This is a genomic window from Sodalis sp. dw_96 (assembly GCF_018449575.1).
Classification (GTDB): domain Bacteria; phylum Pseudomonadota; class Gammaproteobacteria; order Enterobacterales; family Enterobacteriaceae; genus Acerihabitans.
The window spans coordinates 55,338-79,251 of sequence record NZ_JAAVUT010000021.1 but is presented as its reverse complement, the minus strand read 5'-3'; the positions used below and the strand labels follow the sequence as shown (position 1 = coordinate 79,251).

Here is a 23,914-nt window from a genome sequence, read left to right as displayed (position 1 = left end):
ACACGGCTGCGACTTGAAGTATGACGGGTATAATCTCCCGGCGGCTTCATGTTAACCTAGGATGCTATAAGACAACGGGGACGGCGGGTAATGAGAAAATGGTGGCGGCGCATGACGACCGTGCTGGGATTGATATCCCGGCCGGTTTATGCGTGGCCGGGAATGGATATCAACCTGCCCGAAGATCGGCGCTTGCATCTGGTGGGCAGCATTCATATGGGCACCCGGGACATGGCGCCGCTGCCTGCCAGCCTGCTGCTGATGCTGCGCAAAGCCAGCGCGTTGATAGTGGAAGCGGATATTACCGTCAGCCCGCCGCTGTCCAACGCTACGCCTTTGACGGTGCCTCTGGCCGAACGGCTTTCCCCCGAACACCTCGGCATCTTCCGGCGCCTGTGTGAAGAATACCGTCTGGACGAGACCGCGCTCGCCGAGCTTCCCGCCTGGCATATCGCATTGACGCTGCAGGCGCGCCAGGCCGAGGGGCTGGGGTTGCGCGCGGCCTACGGTATTGATTACCAGTTGATCCAGGCGGCGAAAGCCATGGATAAACCGGTGATTGAACTGGAAGGGCCGGATGAACAGCTGGGTCTGCTGCAACAGTTGCCGGATCAGGGCAATGCCTTGCTGGAGGACACGCTGAGCCATTGGCATACCAATGCGCGCCTGCTGCAAACCATGATCGGCTGGTGGCTGAACCGCGGGCCGGCGGATGTGGCCAATGCCTTTCCCGCCACCTTCAGCAGCGAGCTTTACCAATACCTGATGACCGAACGAAACCGGCGCTGGAAATCGGCATTGGAGGATCTGCCCGCCGGCGCGTACGTGGTGGCGGTAGGCGCGCTGCATCTCTATGGCGAGCAAAACCTGCCCTCGCTGTTACAACAGTAAATATTTTTTAAACGACGGGCATTTACCCTCCGGCGTCTGTACGTTACCCTATTTTATCCCTAATGCGATTTGCGCTCAGGTTGACACCATGACCCCTGCGGTTAAGTTATTGGAAAAAAACCATATCGATTTTACCCTCCATCCCTATGAGCATGACAGCGATGAGACCCACTTCGGTGAAGAAGCCGTTGAGAAACTGGGGCTGGACGCGGCTCAGGTGTATAAAACCTTGCTGGTGGCATTGAATGGCGAGCCTAAACAGTTGGCGGTGGCGGTCACGCCGGTGGCGCTGCAGTTGGATTTGAAAAAAGTCGCCAAAGCCCTGGGGGCCAAAAAAGCCGAAATGGCCGATCCGTTGCTGGCGCAAAAAACCACCGGCTACCTGGTAGGCGGCATCAGTCCGTTAGGACAAAAAAAACGCCTGCCCACCGTCATCGACAGACCGGCGCGGCAATTCGCCACTATTTTCGTTTCCGGCGGCAAGCGGGGACTGGATATTGAATTAAAACCCGCTGACTTAGGTCAATTGTTATCGGCCGTCTTTGCCGATATCGCCAAAAGGGACGGCCAGGACCAGACGGCGGAGCAAGCATGACTGAACGTATCCTCTCCGGGTCAAAACCCGTCGCGAGCCTGGCCCGGCGCACGGTTTTTCCGGTGCTGGCCGCCATCAGCGTCGCACATTTGCTCAATGATATGATTCAATCGCTGATCCTGGCGATTTATCCGCTGCTGCAGGCTTCTTTTTCCCTGAGTTTTACCCAGGTGGGCATGATTACCCTGACCTACCAGATCACCGCCTCGTTATTGCAGCCGCTGATCGGCAGTTATACCGATAAGCATCCTCAGCCTTACTCGCTGCCCATCGGCATGGGATTTACCCTGTGCGGCCTGCTGCTGATGGCCACCGCCGACAGTTTTCCCTGGGTCCTGGCGGCGGCGGCGCTGGTGGGCACCGGTTCCTCGGTATTCCATCCGGAATCCTCGCGGGTGGCGCGCATGGCCTCCGGCGGACGCCATGGACTTGCGCAGTCGCTGTTTCAAGTGGGCGGTAATTTCGGCGCCTCCCTGGGGCCGCTATTGGCGGCGCTGGTGATCGCGCCCTACGGCAGGGGGCATATTGCCTGGTTCTCGCTGGCGGCGCTGCTGGCAACGGTTATCCTGCTGCAGGTGGGTAAGTGGTATCGCGGGGCGGTAACGGCGCCCGCGGCACGCCACGGCCAGCCCTCCACCGCGCCGCTTTTGCCCGCCCGCCAGGTGGCTGGGGCCATCTCTATTTTGCTGGTGCTGATTTTCTCCAAATATTTTTATTTAACCAGCATCAGCAGTTATTACACTTTTTATCTGATGCATAGATTCGGCCTGTCGGTGCAGGCGGCGCAAATCCACCTGTTCGCCTTTTTGTTCGCCGTGGCGGTAGGCACCGTCGTCGGCGGTCCGCTGGGGGATCGCATCGGCCGCAAATATGTCATCTGGGGTTCCATACTCGGCGTCGCCCCGTTTACCCTGTGGCTGCCCCATGCGTCGTTGGCGGTCACCAGCGTGCTGACCCTGTTTATCGGCGTGATTATCGCATCGGCTTTTTCCGCCATCCTGGTCTTCGCCCAGGAGCTGCTGCCCGGCCGAATCGGCATGGTCTCCGGGCTGTTTTTCGGCTTCGCTTTCGGCATGGGCGGACTTGGGGCGGCGGTGCTGGGTTATATCGCCGATTTGACCAGCATCGAATATGTTTACCAAATCTGTGCTTTTTTGCCTTTGTTAGGCATTCTCACCGCATTTCTCCCTAATCCGCGCTGACATTTACCGCTATCCTGGCTAAATAATCCCTGCTGAATCGTTTTTCGCGGGGAGAATTTTCCCCCTGAGACTCATGCCGTCACCCCTAAATCCGGCTGTAATACCGCGGTTGAGCCTTTTCCAGCCAAGGTTTTTTGCAATCTGGCGATAAATTCCTACCCAAATTGACCGGCTTTGCCATAAACTCAATATGTAACTTTTTGTTTCTAACGTCTCTTACCAAGGGGTCTGGATGGATCATGCCACACCACTCATCAATACCATTGTCGGAGGCCTGGTCCTGGCATTTCTGCTAGGCATTCTTGCCAATCGTTTCCGCATCTCACCCCTGGTGGGCTATCTTGCCGCCGGTGTGCTGGTGGGACCCCATACGCCGGGATTCGTCGCCGACACCTCCCTGGCGCCGGAACTGGCCGAACTGGGGGTAATATTGCTGATGTTCGGGGTGGGACTGCATTTTTCCTTAAAGGATCTGATGGCGGTAAAATCCATCGCCATCCCCGGCGCCATCGCCCAAATCGGCGTTGCCACCCTGCTGGGGATTCTTTTTTCCACCTTGATGGACTGGACGCCGGTCAACGGACTGGTATTCGGTCTTTGCCTGTCCACCGCCAGCACCGTGGTATTGCTGCGGGCGCTTGAGGAGCGTCAGTTAATCGACAGCCGGCGCGGGCAAATCGCCATCGGCTGGCTGATTGTGGAAGATCTGGTGATGGTGCTTACGCTGGTATTATTGCCGGCCTACGGCAATATGCTGAGCAGCGACGCCGGCAGCGAGGCGCAATTGTGGCAGGATCTGTCCATTACCATCGGCAAGGTGGTGGCGTTTATTACCCTTATGATTGTGGTGGGCCGTCGCGTGGTGCCCTGGGTCTTGGCCAAAAGCGCCAGCACCGGCTCGCGGGAGCTGTTCACTCTGTCGGTGCTGGCAATGGCCCTGGGTATCGCTTTCGGGGCGGTAAAGCTGTTTGACGTTTCTTTTGCCCTGGGGGCCTTTTTTGCCGGGGTGGTGCTGAGCGAATCCGAACTGAGCCACCGCGCAGCCCAGGATACCCTGCCGTTACGGGATGCCTTCGCGGTGCTGTTTTTCGTGTCGGTGGGCATGCTGTTCGACCCGCGTATCGTTTTCAACGAACCGGGCGCGGTGCTCGCGACGCTGGCCATTATCCTGCTGGGCAAATCGGCGGCGGCTTTTGCCCTGGTGAATTTATTCGGTCTCTCCACCCGCACCGCGCTGACGATTTCCGTAAGCCTGGCGCAAATCGGCGAATTTGCCTTTATTCTCGCCGGGCTGGGTATAGCCCTCGGTATGCTGACTCAGGAAGGACAAAATCTGGTACTGGCCGGGGCGATATTATCCATCATGATCAATCCGCTGATGTTTGCCGTGCTGGAGCGCTATCTGGCTCGTGGTGAAGCCGATGAAGAAAAATATGCGGAACAAAAACCGGGTGAAGAACCCCAGACCCCCATGGAAATCTGCCATCACGTGCTGCTGGTGGGATATGGTCGGGTGGGTAGTCTCATCGGCGCCAAGCTGGCTCAGGCGGGCATGCCGATGGTGGTGATTGAAAACGCTCGCCCTCGGGTGGACGCCTTGCGCGAACAAGGGATCAATGTGGTGATGGGCAATGCCGCCAAAGCGGAAATTCTTTCCCTGGCGCGCCTGGATTGCGCCCATTGGCTATTATTGACCATTCCCAATGGCTTCGAAGCCGGGGAAATTGTCGCCATGGCCAGAGCCAAACGGCCGGATCTGCACATTGTCGCCCGCGCCCATTACGATGACGAAGTGACCTATATCAGCGAACGTGGCGCTACGCTTGTGGTCATGGGAGAGCGGGAGATTGCCAATAGCATGATCTCCCTGCTACAGCTTGAAACCTCCCTGGTTCCGCAGGCGGATGACAGCGTACCGGGGCAGCGGTCATTACCCTTTTGAAGGTTCCCTTACCAATTGACAAAACAGTTCTATCTGGGAGGGTTCGGCATTTAATGCCGGGATATAATGGAAGGTTTCACCGCCGGCATGGGTGAATATTTCCCGATTCTGTACATTGATTTCCTCCAGGGTTTCCAAACAGTCCGACGAGAAACCCGGACAGACCACCTGCACATGCTTAACGCCCTGGGCCGGTAAGTCTCGCAGACTGTGATCGGTAAAAGGCACCAGCCAGGGATCGCGGCCGAAACGGGACTGGAATGTCATCATGATCCGTTCCGGCGGGAAATCCAGCGCGGCCACCAGGGCCTGGCGGGTATCCTCGCAGCGCTGCGGGTAATCATCCCCTTCCCTTGCATAACGCTGCGGGATGCCGTGAAAGGAAATAACCAGTCGATCCGGGCGCCCGTGCCGGGCGAAAGAGGCTTCGATACTCTGTTTCAACGCCGCGATATAAGCGGGATGTTCGGCATAATCTCGAATAAAGCGGATAGCGGGCAAACGGCGGTAATCGGTTAAAATGCGGGCGATGGCATCCCAAATGGCGGCGCTGGTGGAACTGGAGTATTGCGGATAGAGCGGCAAAACCGTCAGTTTCGTTACCCCTGCGCTTATCAAGCGTTCGATGGCGGACGGCAGGTCGGGACGGCCATAGCTCATGGCCAGCTCCACCTGGATATCGGGTAAGGCGGCCGCCAACGCCGCTTGCTGGCGCTTGCAAAATACCATAAGCGGTGAACCTTCTTCCATCCAGATGCTTTTATAAAGCTTCGCCACCCGAGGTGAACGCAGGGGCAGTATCACCCCGCGCAGCAACGGCCACCAGAGAAGACGCGGGGTATCCACTACCCGCCGGTCGCTGAGGAACTCCGCCAGATAGCGTTTTACCGCCCGGGGCGTGGGTGTCTCGGGGGTGCCAAGGTTAACCATCAGGACCGCGTATTTTTCCTGCCCCATGACCTTATCTCCTGTTAAGGTTTATCCGCCAACATCCTGTAAATCCATGGGAATAGCCTGGCGGTTTCGATAAGACAGTGTAGCCGAAAAATCGGCTTAGATGTTTATGATCCCGGGTAGGAATATAAATCGCTGTGATAGGTGGCGGGCCGGCGCATTACCCGACCCGCCAGGCGTGGATTTAACCGAGGATCTTTGCCAGTTCGCCGCTGACTTCAGCGACTTTGCGCGTACCGTCGATTTTGAAATAGCGGGTATTGCCGCTATCGGCTTCTTTACGGTAATAATCAATCAGCGGCGCGGTTTGCTGATGGTATTCCACCAGACGCTTGCGCACGGTTTCTTCCTGATCGTCTTTTCGGCTGGTTAACGGCTCGCCTGTCACGTCATCCTTGCCGTCTTCCTTCGGCGGATTGAACTTGGCGTGGTAAACGCGGCCGGAAGGGGCATGCACGCGGCGGCCGGCGATGCGTTCAATAATCAGGCTGTCCGGTACGGCAAATTCAAGCACATAGTCCACGCTGATGCCGGCGTCTTTCATTGCATCCGCCTGAGGAATGGTGCGGGGGAAACCGTCCAGCAGAAATCCGTTACGGCAATCGTCCTGTTTGATTCGCTCTTTCACTAACGCAATGACTAATTCATCGGTCACCAGCTTACCGGCATCCATGATTTCCTTGGCTTTTTTTCCCAGTTCGGATTGCGCTTTCACCGCGGCGCGCAGCATATCGCCGGTTGAAATTTGCGGAATACCGTACTTCTCCATAATAAATTGTGCCTGAGTGCCCTTACCAGCGCCCGGAGCGCCCAGCAGAATGATACGCATTGCGTAAATCCCCTTGCTAATCTTAAATGTAATAAAGTGAGAAAACGCTAAACCTTACCACTAGTGTATAGCGTTCCTCAAGGCATGGCGGCGGGTAGAGGCGGTTTTATGGCGCTTTCGGAATCTTGCCCGCTACCGGGAGGGGTGAAAACCGACGTGATTGTCCATAAGAAAGGCCGGGCAAGCCCGGCCTGAACTTGATGACAAAGTGCCTAGTCGGAACAGAATGCTAGATCGTAAACACGCCGTGAATCCATCCCTGGAGGCTCGATCCGCGCCATCCATGGCGCGGACGGTTTACTCTTCTAGCATCCTGCCCCGCCTCATAGACTCCGAGTACGTTTGTCAGCAGCCTGAGGCCAGGCAAGCCCGGCCTCAATGTTTTTACCCAAACCTCTACAGCTTATTTCGCTAGCAACTGATTCATACGGCGAATAAACTGGTTCGGGTCGTCCAGGGTACCGCGTTCCGCCAGCAGCGCCTGATCCAGCAGCAGATCGATCCATTCGCCGAAATGGCTTTCATCATTGATATCGGCGGCACGCTTGACCAGCGCATGATCCGGATTGAGTTCAAATATATATTTGATTTCAGGGGCTTTCTGACCGGCGGAGGCGAACAGCTTCGCCATCTGGGTGGTCATGTCATTGGCGTCGGTGGTCACGATGGCCGGAGTATCGGTGAGCCGGTGGGTCAGGCGTACATCCTTAACCCGATCCCCCAGCAGGGTCTTCACCCGGCTAACAAAGGGTTCCAGCGCTTTATCGGCGTCTTTCCGCTCTTCCGGCGTTTCTTCATCCGCCAGCTTATCCAGCGTTGCATCGGTTTTGCTGATGGATTGGAAGGGCTTGCCTTCGAACTCGGTCAGGTAGCTCATCATCCATTCATCGATACGATCGGAAAGCAACAGCACTTCGATGCCTTTTTTGCGCAGCAGTTCAAGGTGCGGGCTGCTCTTGGCGGCGGCGTAGCTGTCGGCGGTGAGGTAATAGATTTTTTCCTGCCCTTCCACCATCCGTCCCAGGTATTCCTGCAGCGAGACGGTTTGCGCCGAGCTGTCGGTATGGGTTGAGGCAAAACGCAGCAGCTTGGCGATGCTTTCCCCATTGGCGGTATCTTCACCCGGGCCTTCTTTCAGCACCAGGCCGAACTGTTCCCAGAATTTCTGGTAGTTTTCCGCATCATCCTTGGCCAGTTTTTCCAGCATTTGCAGCGCGCGTTTGGTGAGGGCGTTTTTCAGATTTTGCGTCACGCGGTTATCTTGCAGGATTTCGCGGGAGATGTTCAGCGGCAAATCGTTGGAATCAATCAGCCCCTTGACGAACCGCAGATAGTTCGGCATGAACTGCTCGGCATCGTCCATGATAAAGACCCGTTGCACATAGAGCTTCAAGCCATGCTTGTGATCGCGATTCCACATATCCCAGGGGGCCTGGGCGGGGATATACAGCAGGCTGGTATATTCCTGCTTCCCTTCCACCCGGTTATGGCTCCAAATCAGCGGATCGCTGAAATCATGGGAAAGGTGTTTGTAAAACTCCTTATATTCTTCGTCGCTTATCTCACCCTTGCTGCGGGTCCACAGCGCCTGGGCTTTATTGATTTTTTCCCAGGTGACGGTCTCGGCGGCGTCATCGGCGGCGTTGATGTCTTTGTCTTCAGCGTCGTCTTCCTTCTCCGGCTTGCTGCGGGTTTCTATTTCCACCGGCAGGGCGATATGGTCGGAATATTTGCTGATGATGCTGCGTAAACGCCAGTCATCCAGGAATTCATCCTCGCCCTCGCGCATATGCAGGGTGATTTCGGTGCCGCGTTCCGGTTTGGTGATATCGGCTATGGTGTAATCGCCTTCACCGGCGGATTCCCAGAAAACCCCTTCCTCGGCGGAAGCACCGGCGGCGCGGGTGCGAACGGTGACTTTATCCGCCACGATAAAGGCGGAATAGAAACCGACGCCGAACTGGCCGATCAACTGGCTGTCTTTCACCTGATCCGAGCCCATGGACTCAAGGAAGGCCTTGGTGCCGGACTTCGCGATGGTACCCAGGTTGTCGATAACCTCGTCCCGGCGCATGCCGATGCCGTTATCGCTCAGGGTCAGCGTACGTTTCTCTTTATCGCACGACAGACGAACACGCAGCTCGCCGTCGCCCTCATAGAGCTCAGGCTGGGACAATGCGCGAAAACGCAGCTTATCCGCCGCATCCGAGGCGTTAGAGATCAGTTCGCGTATAAAGATTTCTTTATTGGAATAAAGTGAGTGGATCATTAACTGGAGTAGTTGTTTTACTTCAGATTGGAATCCGCGAGTTTCTTGTCCTTTCATACTTATACTTACCTCAATCCAAATAGCTGTCAGTCAGGCGGGTTTGCATACAACGATGAAGAACAAATGGGGGTGGCCCCGAAGAATTTCAAGGCAAAAAAGTTAAAAATTGTTGGCGGATTCAATGCGGAAGGGGGCGGCGCGGACGGGGAATCCCCCCGTCGCGGCCTTACAGCTTGATGGGTTGGCGACCGGCCAGGGAGTGCGACAGGGTTGTGCCGTCCACCATTTCCAGTTCGCCGCCCATGGGCACACCGTGGGCGATACGACTGGCCATCACGTTGTGATGGGCGCACATCTCGGCGATATAGTTGGCGGTTGCTTCCCCTTCCACCGTGGGGTTGGTGGCCAATATCACTTCAGCGATATCTTCATCGGCCAGCCGCTCCTGCAACCGGCCGAGGCCGATATCCTCCGGGCCGATACCGTCCAGGGGGGACAAATGCCCCATCAGGACAAAATAACGGCCGGCAAATTGTCCGGTCTGTTCAATGGCATGAATATCGGCGGGACTTTCCACCACGCAAATTTGCCGGCTCTGCGCGCGGCGCGGATTGGCGCAGATGGTGCAAATGTCCTGTTCGGTAAATGTCCGGCAGTCGGCGCACTGGCCTATTTCCGACATCGCGCGGGTCAATGCCTGCGCCAGCCGCATGCCGCCGCTGCGATCCCGCTGCAGCAAATGAAAAACCATACGCTGCGCCGATTTCGGTCCCACCCCCGGCAGGCAACGCAACGCTTCCATTAACGCTTCAAGCAATGGGCTGGTTTGCATCAGAACGGCATTTTAAAACCGGGAGGAAGCTGCATGCCGCTGGAGACGGAGGCCATTTTTTCCTTCTGCGTCTCGGCGATACGCCGGGCCGCATCGTTAAACGCCGCGGCAATCAGGTCTTCCAGCATGTCCTTGTCGTCCTCCAGCAGGCTGGGATCCACTTCCACCCGGCGACAGTTATGGGCGCCGTTGATCGTAACCTTCACCAGACCGGCGCCGGATTCACCGGTCACTTCCAGCTGGGCAATCTCTTCCTGCATTTTCTGCATTCTTTCCTGCATTTGCTGGGCCTGCTTCATCAGGTTGCCCATGCCGCCTTTACCAAACATAATATTCTCTCTCTCGTAGCTAACCGCAGCGCGGTAGATATGCCGACGGTGCGGCGGTTAAACAGGACGGATGCTGTCTTCATCCAATTCGGCGTCAAAAAAACGCCGGAGCGTCTGGATGTTATTATCTTCGATAATCGCCTGACGCGCCTGCATCAATTTTTCTTCATAGATGGCTTGCCGCCATTCCAGAGGCGTACGCACCGCCGGATTATCATCCGTCACCACGCTTAATTCAACCGGCGCGCCGAGTTCTGTGCTCAATGCCTCGCTCAAGGTGCCCTGCGCCACGGCGGAATTCAAATGCTGCTGGCCGGACCGCAGATGCAAACAGACTTTCCCCGGGGCCAAATCTTCCCGGAAGGCATTTAACGCCAATTGCTGCACCAGCTTTGGCAGGGCCAGCCGATCCACCAACGCCGCCCAGGGATCGCGCTCCATCGATTCCACCGCCAGCCGGGCGGCCAGCTCCGGGGTCTTTTCATGTTCTAGGGCGTTGCGCAGGGATTTAGGCGTGGTGGCCGGCTCGTCCGGCCCGGATTGCACGCTGGCCCGCCAGCGGTAGGCCTCCGGCTTGGCCCCTATGTCCGCCTTGGGTTCCTTTTGTCCGGCAAGCTGACGCTGCTGGGCCTGTTCACTCACTGAAGCCAAACGCTCCAATGCGCTATTGGCCGGTTTTCGGCGCTCCGGCGTCAATGCCGGTTCAGTTTTTTTTGGTTTGTGGCTCTCGCTGCGTTGCAACAACGCGGTGCGCGCCTGCAATAATTGGGCGGTATTCTCCGGCAAATTTGCCGCCGTGGGGGGCGCGTCATCGGAGGCGGGCGGCAAGGCATCATCGTGCGCGTTCGACGGCCGCGACGGATCGGCCGGGGAATCGCCGCCCCCGTTTCGCTGCGGCACAGCGGCATGATGGGTCTCTTGCGCGGTGGTTTCGTTCACCCCGGAACGGGGCGGGAGAGCCGTACCCTGCTGTTCCGCCGTGCGGGGATGGACAGGGTCCGTGACGGCGAGCACTTCCGGTCCGGGGTTTGCCGGCGCCGCCTGCTCTGTGCCATTGGCCTTGAACGCCGGCGCCTTCGCCGATGAGTCGCCGTCTTCAGCGGAAAACTGTTCCGGTTGTGACGAAAACGCCGGATTACGGGGGTGAAACGCCAGTGCGCGCAGCAGGGTCATCTCAACCCCCATCCGCCTATCGGGGGCGAACGGCAACTCTTTACGCCCCACCAGCAGCGTTTGGTAATAGAGCTGCAAATCGGCGGGGGGGATCTGCCGCGCCAACCCGCGCAATCGCGACGCGATAACGGCATCATCGTCTTCCGACAAGGCATCCGGCAAAAGCTGCCCCATGGCGATGCGGTGCAGCAGCGTCAGCATTTCCACCAGCAGCGTTTCCCAGTCCACGCCGCGGGAGGCGCACTGGGCCAACTGCGCCATCATAGCGCCGCCGTCCGCCTTCACCAGCGCCTCTATCAGCGCCAGGGGCTGCTCGGTGTTCAAGGTGCCCAGCATTTCGCTGACCGTTCGGGTGGTCACCTGCCCCAGCCCCATGGCGATGGCCTGATCGGTCAGACTCAGCGCATCGCGCATGCTGCCGTCGGCGGCCCGGGCCAACAGCTGAAGCGCCCGCGGCTCGCTGCCTATATTCTCCCATTGCAAAATGCGATCGAGCTGATCGCGAATTTGTACGATATCCAGCGCCTTGAGATGAAACTGCAGGCAACGGGATAATATGGTCACCGGCAATTTTTGCGGATCGGTGGTGGCCAAAAGAAACTTAACGTGGGACGGCGGTTCTTCCAGCGTTTTCAGCAGCGCGTTAAAGCTGTGACGCGACAGCATATGCACTTCATCGATGAGATAGACTTTGAAGCGGCCCCGGGCAGGTGCGTATTGCACGTTATCCAGCAGGTCGCGGGTATCTTCCACCTTGGTGCGGGAGGCCGCGTCAATCTCGATAAGATCGACGAATCGCCCCTGTTCGATCTCACGGCAGTTATCGCATACACCGCACGGCGTGGCGGTGATACCGGTTTCGCAGTTCAGTCCCTTCGCCAGCAAACGGGCAATAGTGGTCTTACCGACGCCCCGGGTGCCGGACAATAAATAGGCGTGGTGAATTCTGCCCAGTGAAAGGCCGTTGGTCAACGCCGTCAGAACATGTTCCTGACCTACAACATCTGAAAACGTCTGCGGACGCCATTTACGGGCAAGAACCTGATAGCTCATGGGTCGCGAAAAAGTCGGTGAACAGGAGATCATGCTAACACAGCCCCGCACCGTAGCGCGAGACTGATATACCCATCATTTTAACGTCGCGGCTGTGTTGGCTGCAACGTGAAAGTCATCGGGTATATGAATCAGTGGCCGGGGAAGACCACCAGACTGAAACTCTCTACCGCCATGCGCTTGAGACGCGCCTCGCCGCCGAGATCCGCCAGATTAATCACAAACGCCGCGTCATGGACCTCGCCGCCCAGCCGGCGGATGAGTTTAACCGTCGCTTCGATGGTGCCGCCGGTGGCCAGCAAATCATCCACCACCAGCACCTTGTCTCGCGGCGTGATGGCGTCCTGATGGATTTCCAGCGTATCCACGCCGTATTCCAGTTCATAACTTTCGCTCAGCGTCGCGCGGGGAAGCTTGCCGGGCTTGCGCACCGGCACAAATCCCAACCCAAGCGCCAGCGCCACCGGAGCGCCGAACAAAAATCCGCGGGCTTCCGTACCGACCACTTTGGTCAGCCCTTTGTCCCGATAATGATCAGCCATCAGTTGAATACTGTCGGCATACGCCTCGGGATGTTCCAGCAGGCTGGTAATATCCCGAAAAAAAATGCCTGGTTTAGGGTAATCGGGGATTGTTTTGATACTATTTTTAATAAGTTCGAGCTGTAGGTCCATCGCGGTCATAATATATGCGCCTGAAACTTTTGAAATCACATTCCGCGCGGACATACAAAACCAGCCCGCCGACAGTAACGCTCCGGCTATCATGGACTGGCAGGAAATACCGCGCACGAAAGCGCTAAAATTTATGCAAACCGGCAAAAATATGCAACATCGACGCACCGTCATTTGGTCTTTTATTGTTTCACATCAACCTGGACGGAACATGATGGTCACAGTAATTTTGCCACCATTGGCATTTAATTACCTTACAGAGAAAACAGTTTTTTTACCACAGGCGGTTAACACCGTGCATGACCGAAGCGGGCGCGTTAATATTGCGTCTTACGGTAAATAGTTAATCATCAACAGGTAATCGGCGTGCAATCACCTAAGTTTATCAATGCATTAAGCTTGCAGCTGGATGCGCTGGCCACCCGCATCGATGACAGCGGCCACAACGACGCAACCCAGTCCCGCTTTGATCATAAGCTTTTTCAAAGCCGTGGCACAGGGTTGGCGGATTACCTGGCCGAGAGCAGGCTGACGCTGCAGCGCCTGACGCAAACGGCGGAACAGGGACGAACCGAACAGGTTGCCTGGTTGGCGCAACGGTTGGTGGATCAAATGACCGCGCTGGCGCGCGAACTGGCCACTCTGGATTTACGCCGCCGGCAGCCTCAGGTTGCCGGGCCGGTGGATGAGTATATCAAGCTGGCGGAACATCAGGATTATGAACGCCGGTTAATGACGCTTATCCGCGATCGGGAAAGTCTGCGGCAAAATAGCGACGACAGGGTGCGTCAGCATCAGTTGCAACAGGAAATCGCCGCTCTGGAAGGCCGCCTTACCCGTTGTCGACAAGCGCTGACGCGCATTGAGAAACTGATTGAGCGCCGTGAAAACGGGGGGACTACCGGTTGAGCCTCGGGTTGAGCCCAGGAATGGGTGGCCGTCATTAATGATATGCTTACTATTTAGCATGTTATCAATCTCATCTATACTCTCTATTTTATCCGGCGTGGCTAAGTTTGCGGGAGAGGACAGTGGCACTTGAAGATGAGTCCCCAGAGGTTAAATTAGCGGTTGATTTGATTATGCTGCTGGAAAGCAATGACGTGGAACCGGAGCTGGTTCTGGCGGCGCTGGAAATTGTTAAAAAAGATTACCAGCGAAAGCACCGCCGGGACGAAGATAAACCCTCATGCTAATGCCGGCGCGTGGCGCAAGCTGGGGCTGAGCCGTAGCATATCGATGAGCACCGCCACCAGGACGCGGGAGCCGCCCTGCAGGTCGAAAGTCCCCGGCACGAACAGCCAGTTCTCCATCAGCCCGGTCATATAGGCCCGCAGCATAATCGCGGCGCGGCGGCAGTGTAAATCCTCCGGCAATTGTCCGCAGGCAATACACCGCTTGAGAACGTCCTCGATCCGTTCGTAGCATTCGGCATACAATCCTTTACGTACGTCCTGGAACATGGCCATTTCTCCGACAAATTCACATTTATGAAATACAATTTCCATCAGGGCGCGCCATTCTGTATTGGAAACGGTGGACTCCAGAATGTAAATCAATGTCTCAGTTAACACATGGAGTGGATCATCGGGAAATTTTGCCTGATACTCAAGCTCCAACGCATGAATCTTTGATTCGGCGTTATGCCAAATCTCATTAAATAACTCGACTTTATTCTTGAAATGCCAATAAATAGCACCACGGGTCACCCCCGCCACCGTCGCGATATCGGTTAACGACGTGACGGAGACGCCACGCCGGGAGAATTCATGGACAGCGGCGTCTAAAATGTGTTGCCGGGTTTCCAGAGCCTGTAGTTTGGTTTTTCGTGCCATGGCGCTTTTTTTAGAGGTCTTTAGATTTACATACATTCACGAATGTATGTAACATAGCATAAGGCTAATTGTTACGCAGCAATAGGTTTGCAGGCTTGTGATCAGTTGATCAACTTTAATTTTTTAAAATCGGACTCTTGAGGTTTACTATGATCAAAAACAGAGGGATTTTGCCTCTGGCAGCCGTTCTGATGCTCTCAGGCAGCTTTATTCTTGTTGGATGTGACAATAAGGATGCTAAACAGGCAGGTAATCAGCAACAGGCCCCGGAAGTGAATGTGGTGACGGTAAAAAAACAATCATTGAATGTCACAACAGATCTACCCGGCCGTACCACCGCGTTCCGTGTTGCCGAAGTCCGCCCTCAGGTCAACGGCATTATATTGAAGCGGAATTTTGTCGAAGGCAGCGACGTGCAGGCCGGAGTATCGCTCTATCAAATCGACCCGGCGACTTACCAGGCCGCCTATGACAACGCCAACGGGACCCTGGCTCAAGCGCAGGCAAACGCGGCTATCGCCAAGGTCACCGTCGACCGGTATCAAAAACTGCTACCGACCAATTTTGTCAGCAAACAGGATTACGATACGGCAGTGGCCACCATGCGTCAGGACAATGCCGCGGTGGTAGCGGCCAAGGCCTCACTGGAGTCCGCTCGCATCAACCTGGCCTATACCCGCGTCACCTCCCCCATCAGCGGCCGTATCGGCAAATCCGCCTATACCGAAGGCGCGTTGGTCACCAATGCTCAAACCACCGCCATGGCTACCGTGCAGCAATTGAATCCCATGTATGTGGATGTGACTCAATCGAGCAATGACTATACGCGGTTAAAACAGGAACTGGCGAACGGCACGCTGAAGCAGCAAAACGGTAAGGCCACCGTGCGCCTCCTGATGGAAGATGGCAGCGTTTATGCACAAAGCGGTACGTTGGAATTCTCAGACGTCACCGTGGATGAAACCACCGGGTCCATTACCCTGCGCGCCATATTCCCCAACCCGCAGCTCTCCCTGCTGCCCGGCATGTTTGTCCGCGCCCGTCTTGACGAAGGGGTAAACGACGGCGCGCTGCTGGTTCCGCAACAAGGCATAACCCATGACCCGCGCGGCAATGCCACCGCCATGGTAGTTGGCCCGGACAATAAGGTTGCCGTACGTCAGATCACCGCGCCGCAGGCCATTGGCGATCAATGGCTGGTGACCGCCGGTTTACAGGAAGGGGATCGCGTCATCGTCACCGGCCTGCAAAAGGTAAGACCGGGAGCGCAGGTTACGGCAAAAGAGGCAACCGCAGACGAACAAAAACCGGCACAACCACAGCCTGAAAATGCCAGCAAGTCTTAATAGGAACGGATAAACCACATGGCTAAGTTCTTCATAGATCGACCCATCTTTGCATGGGTGATTGCCATTATTCTTATGCTCGCGGGCGCGCTTTCCATCTTGAAGCTGCCCATCGAGCAATATCCGGCAATTGCGCCGCCATCCATACAAATCACGGCGACCTATCCGGGCGCCGATGCGACCACGGCGCAAAATACTGTTACCCAGGTTATCGAACAGAATATGAGCGGTATCGATCACCTGCTGTATATGTCGTCCAACAGCGACTCATCCGGTACGGTGCAGATTACCCTCACGTTCGACTCCGGCGTCAATCCGGATATCGCCCAGGTGCAGACGCAGAACAAACTGCAGCTGGCGATGCCGTTATTGCCGCAGGAAGTGCAGGATCAAGGGGTAAGAATCCAGAAAGCCAGCTCCAGCTTTTTGATGGTGGCCGGATTCATCAGCGACGACCCCAACATGACCCAGCAGGATATATCCGACTACGTGGGATCCCATATACAGGATCCCATCAGCCGGACCGAGGGCGTGGGGGATTTCACCTTGTTCGGCTCGCTGTATGCCATGCGTGTCTGGCTGGATCCGAGCAAATTGAATAACTTCGCGCTGACGCCGGTGGATGTTATCAATGCGCTGACGGTGCAAAACAGCCAGATTGCCGCCGGGCAGTTGGGCGGTTCTCCCGCCATCAAAGGCCAGCAGTTAAACGCCTCGATCATCGTACAAACCCAGCTCACCAGCGTGCAGGAATTCGGCAACATCCTGCTGAAAGTCAATCCGGACGGATCGCAGGTGCGCCTCAGGGATGTGGCGAGAATAGAACTGGGGGGGCAAAACTATAACGTCATTGCGCAGTTTAACGGCAAACCGGCGTCCGGCCTGGCCATCAAGCTGGCCACCGGCGCCAATGCCCTCGATACCGCCGCGGCGGTAAAATCGGAGCTGAGTCGTTTATCGCAAAACTTCCCCGCCGGTTTACGGGTGGTTTATCCCTACGATACCACGCCGTTTGTGAAAATCTCCATTCAGGAAGTGGTTAAGACCCTGGTGGAAGCAATCATCCTGGTATTCCTGGTGATGTATCTGTTCCTGCAAAACTTCCGCGCCACGCTGATTCCCACCATCGCGGTGCCGGTGGTATTGCTGGGGACCTTTGCCATCTTGAACGTCTTCGGTTTTTCCATTAACACCTTGACCATGTTCGCGATGGTGCTGGCCATCGGGTTATTGGTGGACGATGCCATCGTGGTGGTGGAAAACGTCGAGCGGGTGATGGGGGAGGAAGGTCTGAGCCCCAAGGAAGCCACCCGCAAATCCATGAGCCAGATTCAGGGAGCCCTGGTAGGTATCGCCCTGGTGCTGTCGGCTGTATTCGTTCCCATGGCTTTCTTCGGCGGCGCCACCGGTGCCATTTACCGTCAGTTCTCCATTACCATCGTCTCCGCCATGGTATTGTCGGTGCTGGTGGCGATGATTCTGACCCCGGCGCTGTGTTCCACCCTGCTGAAGCCGATAAAAAAGGGCGAGCACGGCACCACCACCGGATTCTTCGGCTGGTTTAATAAAAAGTTCGAACAAAGCTCCAATCACTACACCGACAGTATCGGCCATATACTGAACAGCACCGGCCGTTATCTGATCATCTATCTGTTGATTGTGGTGGGTATGGCGCTGCTGTTTATTCGACTGCCCTCTTCATTCCTGCCGGAGGAAGATCAGGGCGTATTTCTCAACATGATCCAGTTACCGGTGGGCGCCACCCAGGAACGGACGCAGCAGGTGCTGAATCAGGTCAGCGAACATTTCATGAAAGATGAGAAGGACAATGTCAATTCGGTGTTTACCGTTAATGGCTTTGGTTTCTCCGGGCGGGGACAGAATAACGGTCTGGCGTTTGTCAGCCTCAAGGATTGGGGCCATCGCAGCGGTAGTGAGAACAAGGTACCGGCCATTGTCGCACGCGCCAATGTTGCCTTTGCCCAAATCAAGGACGCCATTGTTTTATCGTTCAACCTGCCGCCGATCACGGAATTGGGTAATGCCACCGGCTTCGACTTTGAATTGATCGATAACAATGGCTTAGGCCACGATAAATTGACGGAAGCACGAAATCAATTGCTCGGCATGGCTGCACAGCATCCTGAACTTCTAGCGCGAGTACGGCCCAACGGACTGGAAGATACTCCGCAATTCAAACTCGATGTTGATCAGGAAAAGGCGCAGGCGCTTGGGGTATCTCTCTCCGATCTCAACACCACCATCGGTGCGGCGCTAGGAAGTAGCTATGTCAATAACTTCGTCGACCGAGGCCGGGTAAAACAGGTTTATGTCCAGGGTGACGCGCCGTATCGCATGTTGCCCACGGATATCAATAACTGGTTTGTCCGCGCGACTAACGGTTCAATGGTGCCTTTATCCGCCTTTACTTCCAGCCACTGGCAATTCGGTTCGCCTCGTCTGGAACGCTATAACGGCTTGCCTTCAATGGAAATACAGGGCGAGGCATCCCCGGGCAGAAGTACCGGCGAGGCTATGATTTTGATGGAACAGTTGGCAGCCAAACTGCCGGCGGGCATCAGTTACAGTTGGACGGGTACCTCATACCAGGAACGCTTGTCCGGCAATCAGGCGCCGGCTTTGTACGCCATATCGCTGATTGTGGTATTCCTCTGCCTGGCGGCGTTGTATGAAAGCTGGTCGATTCCGTTCGCGGTCATGCTGGTGGTTCCCCTTGGCGTGGTGGGTGCGCTGATAGCCGCCTCCCTGCGCGGGATGACCAACGACGTCTACTTCCAGGTAGGCCTGCTGACCACTATCGGCCTGTCGGCGAAGAACGCCATCCTTATCGTCGAATTCGCCAAGGATTTGATGGATAAAGAAGGCAAGGGCTTGGTGGAAGCGACATTGGAGGCGGTACGTATGCGACTACGTCCGATTCTGATGACCTCCCTGGCCTTTATCCTCGGCGTGCTGCCGCTGGCCATCAGTACCGGTGCCGGTTCGGGCGCGCAGAATGCGGTGGGTACCGGCGTGATGGGCGGGATGGTCACCGCCACCCTGCTGGCGATCTTCTTTGTCCCGGTATTCTTTGTGGTGGTCCGCCGCCGCTTCGGCAACCGGTCCGAGAATGAAAACGAACCTAGCCGACCGGTAGATAATCCCTACCATGACTAAGTGTTAACCAAGGCCGCGCAAGCGGCCTTTTTTTTTGCTGATTTGACTTGGGAATAAATCCGTGCATAATAGTTATGATATAACATAACATATGAGGTGATTTATGAAACCCGGTATCCATCCTGACTATCGCACCGTGCTATTCCATGACACCAGCGCCGATACCTATTTTAAGATAGGCTCCACCATAAAAACCGATCGCACTCTGGATTTAGATGGGAAAACCTATCCCTATGTCACCGTGGAAGTCTCGTCGGAATCACATCCCTATTACACAGGCAAACAGAGGATAGTGGATAAAGAGGGCAGTACGGCGCGCTTTAACCAACGTTTCGGTCGGTTTTTCAGCAAAGATCCGTCATAAGGAAAAGCATCGGCATGCAGGTATTAAGCTCGTTACGTTCGGCCAAAACCCGTCACAAGGATTGTAAAGTGGTACGCCGTCGCGGACGTATCTATGTCATTTGCAAATCCAATCCCCGTTTTAAAGCCGTCCAGGGAGGCAGCGGAAAAAAATAGCCCGCGGCAAGCTTGCCGTCATTATCGGGGCCCTCTGTTTGGGGCCCTTTTTTATTACCGGTTAAGGTTGAAATACCCCGATATCATCCTTATATAGTTTAAGCGGCTTCCCGACAGCCTCGGTGTTAATCGCTTTCGGCCCCGAAGGGGGCTGTAGCTTTTGTTCAGGCAAACTAAACATATCCAGCTAAAGTGTTATGTAAATTAAGTGATTAAGACTGATTTGCAACGTATTGTCATAATTTTTTAGCAATAAAGGGTGTGTAACCAGGCAATAAATGGTAATAATAAATACCTGTTAGGATATCGAAGTGGAAATGAGTTTTTATCTGGTTGTCGGTGTGCCGGGTAATGACTTTAAGGGTAACCTGCAATTTGTTTTCGACTTGAATTACCACTCCCTTCATAACTGTACTGATGGTATCTTGTTCATTGCCCGGTCTGTACACGTACAGCGGTATCGGCTACGATATAAAAATTGCGCGAGCATCGAACAGTAAGTTAATGTAAGCTGATTGTGCTATACTACTTGCATCTTCTATCTTTAAATAGGGCGCAAGAATCGACACGGATAACAAGCCGCTCAATCCCGGCCGATTTTAAAGATGAAGGTAATTTGTCTAAGGTAGGAGGGCTGATATGGATGAGTATTCACCCAAAAGACATGATATTGCGCAACTAAAATTCCTCTGTGCTACTCTTTATGATGAAGGTATTGCCAGCCTTGGTGATAGTTACCATGGATGGGTTAATGATCCCGCTTCCGCCATAAATTTGCAGATGAATGAATTAATTGATCATATTGCTTCTTATATGGTGAGTTTTAAGCTTAAACATCATAACGAAAGCGATCTTACCGATCATGTAGAATCTTTCTTGGATGATACGTTTACGCTATTCAGCAGCTGCGGTATCAACAACCTGGATGTTCAGAGATGGCGCACCAGCCGTTCACGTTTATTCGGAACATTCTCAGAGACTGAACTTTGTATTTCTTGAAATAGTAAATAATATTTTAACATTCCACTCAACATCTAAGGCCATCATGAAAAAAATTGACTATCTAATGCGTCTGCGCAAATGCAGAACCCTCGAGACATTGGAGCGTGTGATTGAAAAGAACAAATACGAACTGTCCGACGATGAGCTTGAGATATTCAACTCCGCTGCCGATCATCGATTGGCTGAGCTGACAATGGACAAGCTCTATGATAAAGTCCCGGTGTCTGTATGGAAGTATGTTCGATAAATGCCCATTATCTGATACTTAGTATTAACATTATTATATATCCTCATCCATATAAATGATCCGTCATACTTACACTATCAACCTTATAAAAAGTGATGTTTTTGTGATTTGATTCGCCGCTCATTTGTATGAAAACCCGTTTCACTTTCCTCGCGCAAAGGACGCTCGCCAAAAAAAAATTACACCCAAAATCCTAACCAGCATCAAGCATGGCTCAAACGGGATTTACCAGTGGTTAATTTTATTGAGCGTTTTGCGAAAGGCACATTCACCGAAAAAAATTTAATAGACAATATATCCCAAACATTCTATTAAGCCTGAGTAATATGGCATAGAGCTATAATGTACAGGCTATGACTTCGTTAAACGGTAATCACTCACCTATAATCTACGCATATCTTTAGACGACGGGAATCATCGTTGCCTTAGCCGGGAAATTTAAATTTGGATGTGATAAACATGCAAATCACACTCCTGTTTAGCATGCTCATCTTTCGCGATGAAAAAACGGGATGAGTCGTCACTGTGTCTCAAGACGAATATAAGCAGTTATTGCAAAGAGAAATGGGTGGAGGCCCCGCCAGCAACATCCCGGCACACACGACGCCTGCTACGGCTGCTTCCTTCCGGACCTGACCGAGTTCACAAGTTAATGTTGCGGGAGCACCAACAGAGCCTCCATTGACGGCCCTAAATTCTAAGGCGCGGGGCATTATCGATGATGCCCCCACCAATTGCAAGCCGATAGAATTTAAGCGCTGCTTTCTTGGCCGAAATCCTAAAGCCGAGGTCCAGCCATGTCCATCTTCCCCGCCTATGACTTTTATGCCAACATAAACGGGTAAATGTTATCTTTGGCTACAGCATAATGGATGAATCAACAGATTCCTTTCGTCAGCGGGTATTCCAGATCATTGCCGCTATTCCGGCCGGCAGTATAACCACTTATGGCGACGTAGCCCTTCTGGCCGGCTCGCCACGCGCCGCCAGGCAAGTAGGCGGCATCCTTAGCCGCTTGCCTCAGGGCACAAAGCTGCCCTGGCACCGGGTGCTTAATCGGCATGGCGGCATCTCGCTGCCGGGAGAAGGCTTCCTGCGCCAAAAAACGGCGCTGGAAGCAGAAGGCATTGAAATGGACAACCAGGGTAAAGTGGACCTTGACCGTTACCGCTGGCGCTGGTAACGCATCACACTGCGGGCACTCTTTGCCGGCAGTGGTGTGGCACAAACCCAAGTGACTTACAGTTTAAAGCTGATTAGGTGCCGGGATGCTGCTTGAAGGCGTTACCTGCGTCGGCGACGTGGAAGGCACGGTTGAGGCCGCCATGGGTCGGGTTGCCAACGGTACCGATGCAGCCGGAACCAGAACCAGATCCTGCTTGGTGCCGCCGTTATTAATCACCGGTTTCACTTGCTCGGTCATCAGCGCCACGCGTCCGTTTACGGTAATGGCCGCGCTCAGCAGGATACGTGCATTGGCCTGGATTTCAGTGGGATTATACGGCAGCACAAAGCTGAACGGCGCCTGTTTGCCTTCGGTACGTATCACACGCTGTGAGATCACGGTAGAGGGGACGTCGGACAAACTTGCATCGGATAAGGTAACGGTTAACACCGCATCCGGCGGCAAGGCCAAACGTTGCCTGATCCAGACGGTACCTGTTACCGCCGGCTGTCTGATGGCTTGCGCCTCATCCGCCGTACCAGGAGTTTTAAACGCGGGAGTCGCCACTTGATGCCCTTTATCGGCACAGCCGGAAAGCGTTGCCAAAAAAATGACCCCGCCGATTGTTTGCCAGAGTTTCATGATTTACCTCTCCTTCTTATTATCAGCTCACCATTTCACCACTTATATTGGCGGTGAATTCGTAGTGGTTAATACCACCTAATGCTTTAATAATGGCACAGGATCCTGATATTTTCCTGTTAGCCAATTTCGCAGGTAAACTGATTGGGGTTCTGCCCGCTCCAGGATGCGGCGGACCCATATTGAACGGCGGGGGTTAAGCGTCCTGTACGTTATCCTTAATCCATTTTGATATTTACGCGGTATGCCTATGAGCCACACACTTAATCAGTTATTGACGCTGATGACATTGGAAAATATTGGAGAAGGACTTTTTCGCGGTCAAAGCGAGGATTTAGGCCTCAAACGCGTATTTGGCGGCCAAGTGGTAGGCCAGGCGCTGTTTGCCGCCCGACAAACCGTGCCGGATGGCCGCATCCTGCACTCTTTCCATTGTTATTTCCTGCGTCCCGGCAACAGTGATGAGCCAATCATGTATCAGGTCGCGAACCTGCGCGACGGTCATAATTTTAGCGCCCGCCGGGTCGAAGCCTCACAAATGGGACAGACAATATTTACCATGACCGGGTCCTTTCAATATCCCGAAGAGGGATTTGAACATCAGGACCCCATGCCGCGGGTGGCGCCACCTGAGGGATTACCGTCGGAGAGGGAGATTTTAGACCGGCTGACTGAAAGTCTGCCGCCGTTGCTGCGGGAAAAATTATCCGGGGAACAACCCTTCGAGGTACGTCCGGTTATTTTCCATAATCCCGTCAAAGGACGACTGGAAAAACCCGAGCGCTATATCTGGCTACGTGCCAACGGTGCCATGCCCGCGGATATCCATAGCCATCAATGTTTGCTGGGCTATATCTCCGATTTCAATTTTCTGCCCACCGCGCTCCAGCCCCACGGCGTCGGTTTTCTCGAACCGGGCATGGACATAGCCACGATTGATCACGCCATGTGGTTTCATCGACCGTTCAATCTCGAAGATTGGCTGTTATATGCCATAAAAAGCCCCTCTTCCTCGGGAGCGCGCGGTTATGTCCGCGGGCAATTCTACAGCCGAGACGGGATACTGATCGCATCGGCGGCCCAGGAAGGCGTGATGCGCCGCACCAACGGACCGGATTGAACCAAGCAGTGGGAAGACCCGCGATCGTCGGACGTGCAGCGATCGTGTTAAAGGGAGACCGTGTCAATGGGGTCGAAGCAGGCGTGGTTTTGCCGCCTGCCCGAGCGCCCCATGACGC

At 54.6% G+C, this 23,914-nt stretch carries 23 protein-coding genes and 1 other RNA gene; 14 read left to right on the top strand and 10 right to left on the bottom strand.

From position 1 onward, the window contains the following. The first annotated feature begins 90 nt into the window (after positions 1–90). From HB631_RS22340 to ybaL, 4 genes are all read left to right on the top strand, one after another. Positions 91–891, top strand: coding sequence for a TraB/GumN family protein (locus tag HB631_RS22340; RefSeq protein WP_213993377.1), 801 nt, complete (start codon positions 91–93; stop codon positions 889–891). Between the two features lie 88 nt (positions 892–979). Beyond that, entirely contained in the window at positions 980–1,486 is a 507-nt protein-coding gene (gene ybaK / locus HB631_RS22335; RefSeq protein ID WP_213993376.1) for a Cys-tRNA(Pro)/Cys-tRNA(Cys) deacylase YbaK, read from the top strand. Next, positions 1,483–2,688, top strand: a complete 1,206-nt coding sequence (locus HB631_RS22330) for an MFS transporter (RefSeq protein ID WP_213993375.1) — start codon at positions 1,483–1,485, stop codon at positions 2,686–2,688. Before ybaK ends, HB631_RS22330 begins: the two co-directional genes overlap by 4 nt. A 232-nt stretch (positions 2,689–2,920) precedes the next feature. Further along, on the top strand, positions 2,921–4,630 hold the full coding sequence (gene ybaL / locus HB631_RS22325) for a YbaL family putative K(+) efflux transporter (RefSeq protein ID WP_213993374.1): 1,710 nt from the start codon (positions 2,921–2,923) through the stop codon (positions 4,628–4,630). On the opposite strand, the gene hemH is transcribed toward ybaL, so the two are convergent. From hemH to apt, 7 genes are all read right to left on the bottom strand, one after another. Beyond that, entirely contained in the window at positions 4,619–5,587 is a 969-nt protein-coding gene (gene hemH / locus HB631_RS22320) for a ferrochelatase (protein WP_213993373.1), read from the bottom strand. The genes ybaL and hemH overlap by 12 nt on opposite strands. A 181-nt stretch (positions 5,588–5,768) precedes the next feature. Next, positions 5,769–6,413, bottom strand: coding sequence for an adenylate kinase (gene adk, locus HB631_RS22315; protein ID WP_213993372.1), 645 nt, complete (start codon positions 6,411–6,413; stop codon positions 5,769–5,771). Positions 6,414–6,816: 403 nt separating this feature from the next. Beyond that, entirely contained in the window at positions 6,817–8,739 is a 1,923-nt protein-coding gene (gene htpG, locus HB631_RS22310; RefSeq protein WP_213993371.1) for a molecular chaperone HtpG, read from the bottom strand. A 169-nt stretch (positions 8,740–8,908) separates the two neighbouring features. Next, on the bottom strand, positions 8,909–9,514 hold the full coding sequence (recR, locus tag HB631_RS22305; protein WP_213993370.1) for a recombination mediator RecR: 606 nt from the start codon (positions 9,512–9,514) through the stop codon (positions 8,909–8,911). Further along, positions 9,514–9,843 (bottom strand): YbaB/EbfC family nucleoid-associated protein, encoded by a 330-nt coding sequence (locus HB631_RS22300; RefSeq protein ID WP_132922907.1) that lies wholly within the window; start codon positions 9,841–9,843, stop codon positions 9,514–9,516. Before HB631_RS22300 ends, recR begins: the two co-directional genes overlap by 1 nt. A gap of 57 nt (positions 9,844–9,900) precedes the next feature. Further along, complete coding sequence (gene dnaX / locus HB631_RS22295; protein ID WP_213993369.1) at positions 9,901–12,069, bottom strand: DNA polymerase III subunit gamma/tau; 2,169 nt, start codon at positions 12,067–12,069, stop codon at positions 9,901–9,903. Positions 12,070–12,200: 131 nt separating this feature from the next. Further along, complete coding sequence (apt, locus tag HB631_RS22290) at positions 12,201–12,752, bottom strand: adenine phosphoribosyltransferase (protein WP_213993368.1); 552 nt, start codon at positions 12,750–12,752, stop codon at positions 12,201–12,203. 357 nt (positions 12,753–13,109) lie between these two features. On the opposite strand from apt, the gene HB631_RS22285 reads away from it, so the two are divergent. Together HB631_RS22285 and rsmS are read left to right on the top strand one after the other, a co-directional pair. Continuing rightward, positions 13,110–13,652, top strand: a complete 543-nt coding sequence (locus tag HB631_RS22285) for a primosomal replication protein PriC (RefSeq protein WP_213993367.1) — start codon at positions 13,110–13,112, stop codon at positions 13,650–13,652. Positions 13,653–13,774: 122 nt separating this feature from the next. After that, entirely contained in the window at positions 13,775–13,939 is a 165-nt protein-coding gene (rsmS, locus tag HB631_RS22280; RefSeq protein WP_213993366.1) for a pleiotropic regulatory protein RsmS, read from the top strand. Here the strand turns inward: rsmS and acrR are convergent. Beyond that, the gene (acrR, locus tag HB631_RS22275; RefSeq protein ID WP_213993365.1) at positions 13,931–14,578 is read right to left on the bottom strand and encodes a multidrug efflux transporter transcriptional repressor AcrR; all 648 of its coding nucleotides are present in this window, start codon (positions 14,576–14,578) and stop codon (positions 13,931–13,933) included. The two genes, rsmS and acrR, sit on opposite strands and share 9 nt — an antisense overlap. 149 nt (positions 14,579–14,727) lie before the next feature. Here acrR and HB631_RS22270 point away from each other — a divergent pair, with 149 nt between their 5' ends. From HB631_RS22270 to HB631_RS22245, 6 genes are all read left to right on the top strand, one after another. Beyond that, positions 14,728–15,924 (top strand): efflux RND transporter periplasmic adaptor subunit, encoded by a 1,197-nt coding sequence (locus HB631_RS22270; protein ID WP_213993364.1) that lies wholly within the window; start codon positions 14,728–14,730, stop codon positions 15,922–15,924. 18 nt (positions 15,925–15,942) lie between these two features. Then, entirely contained in the window at positions 15,943–19,101 is a 3,159-nt protein-coding gene (locus HB631_RS22265) for an efflux RND transporter permease subunit (protein ID WP_213993363.1), read from the top strand. A 103-nt stretch (positions 19,102–19,204) separates the two neighbouring features. Next, a complete protein-coding gene (locus tag HB631_RS22260) occupies positions 19,205–19,465 on the top strand; it encodes a type B 50S ribosomal protein L31 (RefSeq protein ID WP_213993362.1) in 261 nt (86 codons plus the stop codon). A gap of 14 nt (positions 19,466–19,479) precedes the next feature. Further along, the gene (ykgO, locus tag HB631_RS22255; RefSeq protein WP_213993361.1) at positions 19,480–19,620 is read left to right on the top strand and encodes a type B 50S ribosomal protein L36; all 141 of its coding nucleotides are present in this window, start codon (positions 19,480–19,482) and stop codon (positions 19,618–19,620) included. A gap of 639 nt (positions 19,621–20,259) precedes the next feature. Next, positions 20,260–20,619, top strand: a complete 360-nt coding sequence (gene tomB, locus HB631_RS22250) for an Hha toxicity modulator TomB (RefSeq protein WP_213993360.1) — start codon at positions 20,260–20,262, stop codon at positions 20,617–20,619. 46 nt (positions 20,620–20,665) lie between these two features. Then, the gene (locus tag HB631_RS22245; RefSeq protein WP_132922918.1) at positions 20,666–20,869 is read left to right on the top strand and encodes an HHA domain-containing protein; all 204 of its coding nucleotides are present in this window, start codon (positions 20,666–20,668) and stop codon (positions 20,867–20,869) included. A 575-nt stretch (positions 20,870–21,444) separates the two neighbouring features. On the opposite strand, the gene ffs is transcribed toward HB631_RS22245, so the two are convergent. Next, positions 21,445–21,541, bottom strand: an RNA gene (gene ffs / locus HB631_RS22240) — signal recognition particle sRNA small type. 196 nt (positions 21,542–21,737) lie between these two features. Between ffs and HB631_RS22235 the strand changes: the two genes are divergently transcribed. Continuing rightward, positions 21,738–22,052 (top strand): MGMT family protein, encoded by a 315-nt coding sequence (locus HB631_RS22235; protein WP_213993359.1) that lies wholly within the window; start codon positions 21,738–21,740, stop codon positions 22,050–22,052. A 63-nt stretch (positions 22,053–22,115) separates the two neighbouring features. On the opposite strand, the gene HB631_RS22230 is transcribed toward HB631_RS22235, so the two are convergent. Next, on the bottom strand, positions 22,116–22,676 hold the full coding sequence (locus HB631_RS22230; protein ID WP_213993358.1) for a YbaY family lipoprotein: 561 nt from the start codon (positions 22,674–22,676) through the stop codon (positions 22,116–22,118). A 250-nt stretch (positions 22,677–22,926) separates the two neighbouring features. Here HB631_RS22230 and tesB point away from each other — a divergent pair, with 250 nt between their 5' ends. Then, positions 22,927–23,796 carry an acyl-CoA thioesterase II gene (tesB, locus tag HB631_RS22225; RefSeq protein WP_213993357.1) on the top strand — a complete coding sequence of 290 codons (870 nt, stop codon included), beginning with the start codon at positions 22,927–22,929 and terminating at the stop codon, positions 23,794–23,796. The last annotated feature ends 118 nt before the right edge of the window (positions 23,797–23,914 follow it).

What these genes read in the sequence shown, in the direction of transcription:
- HB631_RS22265 (WP_213993363.1), top strand. Translation starts at nt 15,943, where the DNA reads ATGGCTAAGTTCTTCATAGATCGACCCATCTTTGCATGGGTGATTGCC.
- dnaX (WP_213993369.1), bottom strand. Translation starts at nt 12,069, where the DNA reads ATGAGCTATCAGGTTCTTGCCCGTAAATGGCGTCCGCAGACGTTTTCA.
- hemH (WP_213993373.1), bottom strand. Translation starts at nt 5,587, where the DNA reads ATGGGGCAGGAAAAATACGCGGTCCTGATGGTTAACCTTGGCACCCCC.
- tomB (WP_213993360.1), top strand. Translation starts at nt 20,260, where the DNA reads ATGGATGAGTATTCACCCAAAAGACATGATATTGCGCAACTAAAATTC.
- acrR (WP_213993365.1), bottom strand. Translation starts at nt 14,578, where the DNA reads ATGGCACGAAAAACCAAACTACAGGCTCTGGAAACCCGGCAACACATT.
- tesB (WP_213993357.1), top strand. Translation starts at nt 22,927, where the DNA reads ATGAGCCACACACTTAATCAGTTATTGACGCTGATGACATTGGAAAAT.
- HB631_RS22230 (WP_213993358.1), bottom strand. Translation starts at nt 22,676, where the DNA reads ATGAAACTCTGGCAAACAATCGGCGGGGTCATTTTTTTGGCAACGCTT.
- HB631_RS22260 (WP_213993362.1), top strand. Translation starts at nt 19,205, where the DNA reads ATGAAACCCGGTATCCATCCTGACTATCGCACCGTGCTATTCCATGAC.
- ykgO (WP_213993361.1), top strand. Translation starts at nt 19,480, where the DNA reads ATGCAGGTATTAAGCTCGTTACGTTCGGCCAAAACCCGTCACAAGGAT.
- recR (WP_213993370.1), bottom strand. Translation starts at nt 9,514, where the DNA reads ATGCAAACCAGCCCATTGCTTGAAGCGTTAATGGAAGCGTTGCGTTGC.
- ybaL (WP_213993374.1), top strand. Translation starts at nt 2,921, where the DNA reads ATGGATCATGCCACACCACTCATCAATACCATTGTCGGAGGCCTGGTC.
- HB631_RS22270 (WP_213993364.1), top strand. Translation starts at nt 14,728, where the DNA reads ATGATCAAAAACAGAGGGATTTTGCCTCTGGCAGCCGTTCTGATGCTC.
- adk (WP_213993372.1), bottom strand. Translation starts at nt 6,413, where the DNA reads ATGCGTATCATTCTGCTGGGCGCTCCGGGCGCTGGTAAGGGCACTCAG.
- ybaK (WP_213993376.1), top strand. Translation starts at nt 980, where the DNA reads ATGACCCCTGCGGTTAAGTTATTGGAAAAAAACCATATCGATTTTACC.
- HB631_RS22245 (WP_132922918.1), top strand. Translation starts at nt 20,666, where the DNA reads ATGAAAAAAATTGACTATCTAATGCGTCTGCGCAAATGCAGAACCCTC.
- HB631_RS22330 (WP_213993375.1), top strand. Translation starts at nt 1,483, where the DNA reads ATGACTGAACGTATCCTCTCCGGGTCAAAACCCGTCGCGAGCCTGGCC.
- HB631_RS22300 (WP_132922907.1), bottom strand. Translation starts at nt 9,843, where the DNA reads ATGTTTGGTAAAGGCGGCATGGGCAACCTGATGAAGCAGGCCCAGCAA.
- apt (WP_213993368.1), bottom strand. Translation starts at nt 12,752, where the DNA reads ATGACCGCGATGGACCTACAGCTCGAACTTATTAAAAATAGTATCAAA.
- HB631_RS22340 (WP_213993377.1), top strand. Translation starts at nt 91, where the DNA reads ATGAGAAAATGGTGGCGGCGCATGACGACCGTGCTGGGATTGATATCC.
- htpG (WP_213993371.1), bottom strand. Translation starts at nt 8,739, where the DNA reads ATGAAAGGACAAGAAACTCGCGGATTCCAATCTGAAGTAAAACAACTA.
- HB631_RS22235 (WP_213993359.1), top strand. Translation starts at nt 21,738, where the DNA reads ATGGATGAATCAACAGATTCCTTTCGTCAGCGGGTATTCCAGATCATT.